This window comes from Psychrobacter sp. APC 3426 (assembly GCF_030408035.1).
Lineage (GTDB): Bacteria > Pseudomonadota > Gammaproteobacteria > Pseudomonadales > Moraxellaceae > Psychrobacter.
The window spans coordinates 1-6331 of sequence record NZ_JASDCF010000048.1; the positions used below are offsets into that span (position 1 = coordinate 1).

The 6331-nt window shown below is 43.0% G+C and carries 4 protein-coding genes; 3 read left to right on the top strand and 1 reads right to left on the bottom strand.

The features are described from left to right. Positions 1 to 199: 199 nt before the first annotated feature. On the bottom strand, positions 200 to 1105 hold the full coding sequence (locus tag QL919_RS13900; protein WP_290190067.1) for a LysR family transcriptional regulator: 906 nt from the start codon (positions 1103 to 1105) through the stop codon (positions 200 to 202). A 294-nt stretch (positions 1106 to 1399) separates the two neighbouring features. Between QL919_RS13900 and QL919_RS13905 the strand changes: the two genes are divergently transcribed. The 3 genes from QL919_RS13905 (at position 1400) to lldD (ending at position 6145) form a co-directional block, all read left to right on the top strand. Next, positions 1400 to 3103, top strand: coding sequence for an L-lactate permease (locus QL919_RS13905; protein WP_290190068.1), 1704 nt, complete (start codon positions 1400 to 1402; stop codon positions 3101 to 3103). A gap of 65 nt (positions 3104 to 3168) precedes the next feature. Further along, positions 3169 to 4875, top strand: coding sequence for a D-lactate dehydrogenase (gene dld, locus QL919_RS13910; protein ID WP_290190070.1), 1707 nt, complete (start codon positions 3169 to 3171; stop codon positions 4873 to 4875). Positions 4876 to 5002: 127 nt separating this feature from the next. Further along, a complete protein-coding gene (gene lldD, locus QL919_RS13915) occupies positions 5003 to 6145 on the top strand; it encodes an FMN-dependent L-lactate dehydrogenase LldD (RefSeq protein ID WP_290190069.1) in 1143 nt (380 codons plus the stop codon). Positions 6146 to 6331 lie beyond the last annotated feature (186 nt).

The window sequence follows — 6331 nt, forward strand, 5'->3', positions numbered from 1 at the left end:
GCTTCTGAAAGTCTTTGATGTCATCAAAGCTTTTCATGCTACCAGCCATTTGCTCGGCCAGTTTTTTAATGTCAGATTGAGTAGTCATTGCTTATTCTCCGGTTAATAGATTATAAGCAGTTACACAGTTTTTAGGAAAGGCTCTATTAGCTTTTTTATTTCATTCATCTTTTTATAGACATCAAAATAGGCTTATTACTTAGCAGTAGTAAGCCTGTTTTTGATGTAATGAGTCTCGTAAATGTGCAACGAGCAGTTTTAACTTTTGATCCGGTTGTCTGGCCTTAGGATAAACCGCATATAGCCCCAGCTTCTTGCTGGTAAAACATTGTAAAATCTGCGTGAGTGTATTTTTCTGTATCTCCTCATAGATCAACACTTGTGGTAAAAAAGCGATACCTAAATCACTAAGCGCGGCTTGTTTAATTGCACTCAGATGATTGCTATGAAACCGACCATGGACAGACATTAATTGCTCTTTGCCGTCTATATATAGCGGCCATGTACTGTTAGCCGTATTATCAAACTTATAAACCAAGCACTCATGATTCTGTAACTGTTCAGGAGTTTGAGGCGTACCATGTTGCTTTAAATAGGCTGGAGTCGCGCATATAATCCACTGGCTATCTATAAGGCGCCTTGCAATGAGTGAAGAATCTTCAAGCACAGCGGTCCTTAGTGCCAAATCAAATCCTTCCTCTATCAAGTCAACCAATCGATTGGTAATTTGTAACTCTACTGATACTTCAGGGTGTTGTTTACAGAATTCGGCAATAGATTCGCTAAATATGAAATTCGCAGAGACCACAGGCATGGTTATACGTATATGGCCTTTCATATCTTCGCCGTAACCCGTGACAGCATTTTCAGCTTCTTGAAAGGCGGATTTAGCAATTTTAGCTTTGTTATAAAGCGCCCTGCCTGCATCGGTTAAGCTCAACTTTCTAGTGGTTCTATAAAGCAGTTGTGTATTTAAGTTCTCTTCTAATCTCGCAATGCGCTTGCTCACTACCGAGTTCGTCAATGATAATTTTTCAGCGACTCTAGAAAATGACCCTTCTTCGACAACTTGGACGAATAAAATCATGTCGTCAGCTTTGGTCACACTTGTTCTCCAATTGTAGTAATGCGGATTAGATTATAGCAAAAAAGGAAAATAACATTGTCCATTGATGCAATATATCAATGAATTAACAAGGCGTAGACTATTCCAGGGCGTTTTTGACATTGGGACATAAACTGTCGCAAGTCGTGCTCGGCTTTGTCTACAAGACAGCTTTAGTAAATAAGCAGTCCCTATTTGTGAATATTTAATACAACTTAGTCATCATGGGTTCGTCAAAATAAAGGCTTCGATGACTTGGTTCAAGGAAGATCACACAATCAAAAGGATGTAATTTTGAATCAAACAATATATGGGCTTTTGGCATTACTGCCAATCGTTCTCTGTGGTATTTTTCTGATAGGTTTGCAATGGTCAGCTAAAAAAACAATGCCAATCATTTTAGTGGTTACCGCTGCGCTTGCCATTTTTATATGGGATATGACGCTTAACCGAGTGTCATCATCTATTATTCAGGGTTTGGTCATTACGGTTTCGGTATTGTGGATAGTCTTTGGTGCTATTTTTTTGTTGAATACATTGAAACATACTGGTGCAATCGCCGTTATCCGTGCTGGGTTTACTAATGTATCGCCAGATAGGCGTGTGCAAGCCATTATTATTGCATGGTGCTTTGGCTGCTTTCTTGAGGGCGCCTCTGGTTTTGGTACAGCTGCCGCTATTGCAGCGCCTTTGCTGGTGGCAGTAGGATTTCCGGCGCTGGGTGCAGTGCTGATGGGAATGATGATACAAAGTACACCTGTATCATTTGGTGCGGTCGGTACGCCTATTGTGATAGGGGTAAATGATGGGTTAGATAAAGCTGCCATCAGCGCTCAACTGGCACAAGAAGGAGTACAGTGGGGCGAATTTTTACAACTGATTACCAGTCAAGTCGCCATCATTCACGGTGTCATTGGTACGTTTATGCCACTTTTTATGGTGATGATGCTCACTCGCTTCTTTGGTAAAAACAAAAGCTGGCGGGAAGGCTTTGCGATTTGGCCGTTTGCAATTTTTGCAGGCTTGGCATTTACAATCCCTTATATGATAACTGGTGTTTTTTTAGGGCCAGAGTTTCCGTCACTGGTCGGTGGCTTGGTCAGTATTACTATCGTTGTTAATGCTGCTAAAAGAGGGTTTTTGGTACCAAAAACCACATGGGATTTTGAACCGCAAAAAAACTGGCCGAGTGAATGGCTTGGTAAGTTAGTGGTCAGTAAAGAAGATATTACGCTGACCTTGAGTGATAAGAAGATGTCCACCCTTATGGCGTGGTTCCCTTATTTATTGGTTGCCCTTTTACTGGTGTTTTCAAGAGTATTTACAGGCTTTCAGTCTTTACTTAACAGTGTGGCAGTAGACTTAACCTCGATTTTAGGTGAGACAGATATCAGTGCCAGTTTTAGTCCTTTATACTTACCAGGCGGCTTGTTACTAATTAGTGCTTTGGTTGCCGCCGCTTTTCAAACTAGAAAGCCCGTCAGCGCTCTAAACAGTGCCTTTAAAGAATCAACTAAAACGGTCTTAGGAGCTGGTTTTGTACTGGTTTTTACGATTCCAATGGTCAGAATCTTTATCAATTCAGGGGTAAACTTATCAGATGTGGCGAGTATGCCAGTCGCCAGTGCCGAGTTGTTTGCGGGTACTTTTGACAATGTTTTTCCATTGATTAGTGCAACCATTGGTGCTTTAGGTGCATTTATCGCAGGCTCTAATACCGTATCTAATATGATGTTCAGTCAATTCCAATATGAAGCCGCCATGAGCTTACATATTTCACCTTCTCTAATCATCGCGGCGCAAGCGGTTGGTGCCGCAGCCGGTAATATGGTTGCCATACATAACGTGGTGGCTGCATCAGCAACGGTGGGTTTACTTGGTATGGAGGGCGCCACACTTAGGCGTACTATTTTACCCACCATATACTATGTGTTGTTCTGTGGCATCATCGTCATGGCCGCCATTTACATTTTTGGTTTTCAAGGTCCCTTAGCATGATGAATGACACACAATCACAAGATAAGGAGCATCATATATCTTCGTCAAATCGCGATTCTCAAGGCATGCTTAGTCCTGATCAAGTACTAGACAAGCTAACACAATTACTGGGTGCTAGTAATGTACAGGCTGATCCAGAGAAAAATGAGCACTATAGAATGGGGTGGCGCTCTGGTGGTGGCAGTGCCTTAGCCGTTTTATTTCCGCAAACACTGCTGGAGATTTGGCGTAGCCTAGAAGTATGCGTTGAAGGCGACTGCATCATTATCATGCAAGCGGCTAAGACAGGTCTGACTGAAGGCTCAACACCGAGCGGTAATGACTACGATAGACCAGTTGTGGTGATTAATACGCTTGCAATGAACCAGTTGTATTTGGTGAATGACAACGAGCAAGTGATCAGCTTGCCTGGTGCGACATTGCATCAGCTACAAAGTCAGCTTAATGCTGTCAATAGAGCGCCTCATTCCGTCATCGGTTCCTCGACGTTAGGCGCGTCTATTATTGGCGGTATATCTAATAACTCTGGTGGGGCTTTGGTCAAAAGAGGGCCCGCCTATACCGAGCTTGCGTTGTTTGCCCAAATAAACGAACAAGGACAGCTGGTATTGGTTAATCATCTAGACGTAGAGCTAGGTGATACGCCAGAAGAAATACTGACTAATTTGCAAAATGGTAATTTTGATAAAAGAGAATTACCTGATAGTGGCAAGCTCGCATCTGACAAAGAGTACATCGCCAGAGTAAAAGACGTTGATGCAAGCACGCCCAGTCGCTTTAATGCGGACAAGCGCAGACTGTATGAAGCCAGTGGCTGCGCTGGCAAGCTTGCGGTGTTTGCAGTACGTCTTGACACTTATCCAATAGCGGCAAAAGAGAAAACCTTTTACATAGGCACTAACAGTGTGAGTGAGCTTGCACAGCTCAGAAGGCAGATACTATCAAGCTTCGACAATATCCCTGAAGTGGGCGAGTATATGCATCGTGATATATTTGATGTCTCCGCTAAATACGGTAAAGACACGTTCCTAAGTATTAAGCATCTCGGCACAGATGCCTTACCTAGATTGTTTTCTATCAAAGGCGCTATTGACGCTAAATTTCATAAGTGGTCATGGATGCCAAAGCATTTTACTGACAAAGTCATGCAGTTCATCGCTACTCTATTTCCAAAGCATTTACCGAAGCGCATGATTGAGTATCGTGAACAATATGAGCATCACCTAATCTTAAAAATGAGTGATGAAGGGATAGCAGAGGCACAGGATTTTCTGAAGACCTTCTTTGCTGCTTCAGACACGGGTAACTATTTTGAATGTAGCCAGGAAGAGTCAGAAAGCGCGCTTTTAAATCGTTTTGCGGCAGCCGGTGCCGCATTACGCTATGAAATCATACATGAAAAAGAAGTTGGTGAGATATTGGCATTAGATATTGCCATACCGCGTAATGAATTAGAATGGCTTGAAACCCTACCTGAAGAAATTGAAAAACACTTAGAGATGAAGCTGTATTACGGACACTTCTTTTGCTATGTGTTTCATCAAGATTATATTTTGGAGAAGGGCAGTGATGCACACCTTGTTAAAAAGATGATGTTAGAGCTATTGAGCGCACGCGGAGCCAAATATCCTGCTGAGCATAATGTAGGGCATCTATACGAAGCAGAGCCTGATTTGCAGAATTTCTATAAAAGCCTAGACCCAACCAATAGCTTTAATCCCGGCATCGGTAAAATGTCGAAAACCAAACGTAACTGCTCGTGCTGTGTGTAATAGTGAGTGTGGGTTGAGCTTGCCGCTTCAAAAATAAGCCAATTGCATCCATCGTTTAGCACTAATCAATAAATAATTAGAGATTCAAAAATATTACATAGATATTTAACAGAATAAGGGCAAGCGTATGATTATTTCATCTCCAAACGACTACAGGGCTGCTGCCAAGCGCCGACTGCCACCATTTCTATTTCATTATATAGATGGCGGTGCTTATGAGGAATATACCTTAAAACATAATGTTGAAGATTTATCGAAAATTGCCCTTAGACAACGTGTACTAAATGATATGTCACTGCTTAGTCTCGAGACGCAGTTATTTAATGAAACTCTGTCTATGCCTGTCGCGTTGTCACCCGTGGGTCTGACAGGTATGTATGCCCGCCGCGGAGAAGTGCAGGCCGCTATGGCAGCCGATCAAAAAGGCATTCCGTTTACCATGTCGACAGTTTCGGTTTGTCCGATTGAAGAAGTAGCGCCTAAAATTAACCGTCCGATGTGGTTTCAGCTTTATGTATTAAAGGACCGAGGTTTTATGAAAAATGCCTTGGAGCGTGCCAAAGCGGCGGGGTGTTCGACCTTGGTTTTTACGGTAGATATGCCAGTACCAGGGGCACGCTACCGAGATATGCACTCTGGTATGAGCGGTAAAAATGCTGCTATGCGCCGTTACTTACAGTCTATGACGCATCCGCAATGGGCATGGGATGTAGGGCTAAATGGCCGTCCGCACGATCTGGGCAATATCTCTACTTATTTAGGTAAGCCAACAGGATTGGAAGACTATATAGGCTGGCTAGGTAATAACTTTGACCCCTCTATTTCTTGGAAAGATTTAGATTGGATTCGCGAGTACTGGGATGGGCCTATGGTCATCAAAGGTATTTTGGACCCAGAAGATGCCAAAGATGCGGTGCGTTTTGGAGCCGACGGCATAGTCGTATCGAATCATGGTGGGCGACAGCTGGACGGTGTTTTATCCAGTGCACGTGCTCTGCCTCCTATTGCCGATGCAGTTAAAGGAGAGATTAAAATTTTAGCCGACTCTGGTATACGTAATGGCTTAGATATTGTGCGTATGTTGGCTTTGGGCGCTGATATTTGCATGCTAGGGCGCGCTTTTATTTATGCTTTAGCAGCGGATGGCGGTGCAGGGGTAAGCAATTTGTTAGAACTGCTAGATAAAGAAATACGCGTCGCAATGACCTTGACTGGTGCCAAAACGATTGCTGATATTGATTCTGACTGTTTAGTAAAGCTGGAGAAATGAACTACCGACCACCTAAAGAGGTGGCGGTTTCTTAGGTAATACCCATACTTGATACGATGTTTTGTATCAGCGGTTAGGCAAATGGACTAAGCTAACCCCGTCGCACCGACGGTTTTGATTGTTGCCAACTTCAATCCTTCGTTGAGGATATTGATACTGGCGTTGATGTCTCTATCGTTGGATTGC